Origin of the sequence: Aeromonas media (assembly GCF_000819985.1) — a bacterium.
Classification (GTDB): domain Bacteria; phylum Pseudomonadota; class Gammaproteobacteria; order Enterobacterales; family Aeromonadaceae; genus Aeromonas; species Aeromonas media.
The window spans coordinates 2,315-2,790 of record NZ_CDBZ01000052.1 but is presented as its reverse complement, the minus strand read 5'-3'; the positions used below and the strand labels follow the sequence as shown (position 1 = coordinate 2,790).

The window sequence follows — 476 nt, the reverse complement described above, 5'->3', positions numbered from 1 at the left end:
ATACTCCGGGGATGGAACCCGAAGGCACGCCAACCCGGGCAGGGGTTCAGTCCCCTCCTCTGCCGCCACCCCGGCCCAGTAAGGCAGCCGCTCCCCCGCCCCCGAGACGTCCACCACGCCAAGCAGTTCGCTGGTCAATGGCAGCCCCCCCGCCTCACGCCAGGCACGCCAGATGGCAGGCACCGTCTGCTGAAAGTCCGGGTCTTCGGCAAAGAGGCCCCGGATCTCCCCCCTGACGCCGTGCAGGGTGAATCCCGGCCGGCTCTCCACCCGCACCTGCACCAGCCTGGGGGGACTGGTCAGCGACATGGGGACCCGTACCAGGGGGGTACGCAGCCCCAGCCGCAGGCCCCGTTTGCGATAGGCCAGGGGCGAGCAGCCAAAGTGCTGTTTGAAGGCCCGGCTGAAGCTCACCTCGGAGCCAAAACCATGGTTCAGCGCCAGATCCAGCACCCGCTGGCGGCTCGAGAGCAGCG

The 476-nt window shown here is 69.1% G+C and carries 1 protein-coding gene; it reads right to left on the bottom strand.

The genetic code is table 11. The features are described 5' to 3' along the window. Window positions 1–476 (bottom strand): helix-turn-helix domain-containing protein (locus tag BN1127_RS04135; RefSeq protein ID WP_042648604.1); only part of this gene is annotated, 476 nt, incomplete at both ends.